The sequence below is a fragment of the Parabacteroides sp. 52 genome, assembly GCF_010500925.1.
Taxonomy (GTDB): Bacteria; Bacteroidota; Bacteroidia; order Bacteroidales; family Tannerellaceae; genus QVMG01.
Genome location: NZ_QVMG01000011.1, coordinates 160,253 through 162,752, shown reverse-complemented (window position 1 = coordinate 162,752; position 2,500 = coordinate 160,253). Strand labels below are relative to the sequence as shown.

Here is a 2,500-nt window from a genome sequence, read left to right as displayed (position 1 = left end):
CCGCCGTTTACTGGGGCTTCAATTCAAACCTTCTAGTTACCTATAAGCTCTCCTCTTAACCTTCCAGCACCGGGCAGGTGTCAGGCTATATACCTCTTATTTCTAATTTGCATAGCCATGTGTTTTTGTTAAACAGTCGCCTGGGCCTATTCTCTGCGGCCAGATTTTACTCTGGCACCCCTTCTCCCGAAGTTACGGGGTCATTTTGCCTAGTTCCTTAACCGTGAATCACTCGAGCGCCTTAGTATTCTCAACCCGACTACGTGTGTCCGTTTACGGTACGGGTACTCTATAGATAAGTTTAGCGGATTTTCTTGGGAGCCTGATTACCCACATATCCATTCGTGCAAGCACTCCTGGTACTGTCAAGTTCGACTCTTGTTGCGGATTTGCCTACAACAATCAACGTCTACACTCTTTAACCACCTATTCCGTCAGATGGCAGTGGTGTCACTTCTCCGTCCCCACATCACTCTATAAAGTAGTACGGGAATATTAACCCGTTCGTCCATCGGTATCGCCGTTCGGCTTAACCTTAGGGCCCGACTTACCCTGATCCGATTAGCGTTGATCAGGAATCCTTAGTCTTTCGGCGAGGAGGTTTCTCACCTCCTTTATCGTTACTTATACCTACATTTGCTTTTCTACACGCTCCAACAAGGGTTATCCCTCACCTTCAACGCAGAGTAGAATGCTCCCCTACCACGTCTTACGACATCCATAGCTTCGGTAAACAGTTTATGCCCGAGTATTATCCACGCACGGTCACTCGACTAGTGAGCTGTTACGCACTCTTTAAATGAATGGCTGCTTCCAAGCCAACATCCTAGCTGTCATTGCGACCATACTTCGTTAGTTCAACTTAACTGTTATTTCGGGACCTTAGCTGATGGTCTGGATTCTTCTCCTCTCGGACATGGACCTTAGCACCCATGCCCTCACTCCCAATCTAATTTTGTACCCATTCGGAGTTTATCTGGACTTGATAGGCGGCGAAGCCCTCGCATCCAATCAGTCGCTCTACCTGATACAAAAAATCAATTGAGGCTGCACCTAAATGCATTTCGGGGAGTACGAGCTATCTCCAAGTTTGATTAGCCTTTCACCCCTACCCACACGTCATTCGAAGGCTTTTCAACGCCAAACGATTCGGTCCTCCAGTTAGTGTTACCTAACCTTCAACCTGCACATGGGTAGATCACTTGGTTTCGCGTCTACTCCTGCTGACTAATGCGCCCTATTAAGACTCGCTTTCGCTTCGGATCCATACCTGAAGTACTTAACCTTGCCAACAAAAGTAACTCGTAGGTTCATTATGCAAAAGGCACGCCGTCACACCCAAAAGGTGCTCCGACCGCTTGTAGGCAGACGGGTTCAGGGTCTATTTCACTCCTTTATTCAAGGTTCTTTTCACCTTTCCCTCACGGTACTGGTTCACTATCGGTCTCTCGGGAGTATTTAGCCTTACGGGATGGGCCCCGCTAATTCACACAGGATTTCACGTGTCCCGCGCTACTCAGGATACCACTAGGCTTCATTATTGAGTCATATACCGGACTATCACCGTCTTTGGTCGTTCTTTCCAAAACGTTCTATTTCAATAATTTCGTGCCACAACGTGGTCCTACAACCCCTGTTTTGCCTAAACAAAACAGGTTTGGGCTGTTCCGCGTTCGCTCGCCACTACTTGCGGAATCACTTTTGTTTTCTTCTCCTATGGGTACTTAGATGTTTCAGTTCCCCACGTTCGCCGCTCTTAACGAGCTGACAGGCCTTCAACCTGCCGGGTTGCCCCATTCGGAAATCTGCGGATCAATGGTTATTTGCACCTACCCACAGCTTATCGCAGCTTATCACGTCCTTCTTCGCCTCCGAGAGCCAAGGCATCCACCGTCTGCCCTTACTTACTTTCTTTGTCCGACTTAATAAACGATTAATGATGAATGATAAACGATTAATTAAAACCGTAAAACTTTCTATCATCAATAATTTACGAAGCGGATTGATATACTTTTTTAAGTTTGCTCTACTTTTTTACTTTATTGATTTGTCCAACATGTCAAAGATCTTACGAGTCCGAAGGACTCGAATTATAAATTATCAATTGTTAATTGTAAGTGCTGATTTCTCAAACATCCTTATAATTTATAATTTACAATTTATAATTATTCTGTGGAGAATATCGGATTCGAACCGATGACCCCCTGCGTGCAAGGCAGGTGCTCTAGCCAGCTGAGCTAATCCCCCGGATTGAATTGACAATTGATAAGTGACAATTGACAATTAATTCTTCAGAGTTCATATTGACTTGGATTGAATATGACTGTTGACTTTTAATTGTCAATTGTCATTTGTCCATTGTCAATTCGAAGTGCTTCTGCACTTCGTAGTCCCAGGCAGAGTTGAACTGCCGACCTCTACATTATCAGTGTAGCGCTCTAACCAACTGAGCTATAGGACTGTCAACTTCGAGTGTGCCTGAAACCGATCACTCAGCTTC

At 45.4% G+C, this 2,500-nt stretch carries 2 tRNA genes and 1 rRNA gene (1 of these 3 only partly in view); all 3 read right to left on the bottom strand.

Features of this window, described 5'->3' with window-relative positions:
* Positions 1–1,914 (bottom strand): 23S ribosomal RNA (locus tag D0T51_RS08255) (it extends 969 nt beyond the left edge of the window).
* A 259-nt stretch (positions 1,915–2,173) separates the two neighbouring features.
* Positions 2,174–2,247, bottom strand: a tRNA-Ala gene (locus tag D0T51_RS08250).
* 140 nt (positions 2,248–2,387) lie between these two features.
* Positions 2,388–2,461, bottom strand: a tRNA-Ile gene (locus D0T51_RS08245).
* Positions 2,462–2,500 lie beyond the last annotated feature (39 nt).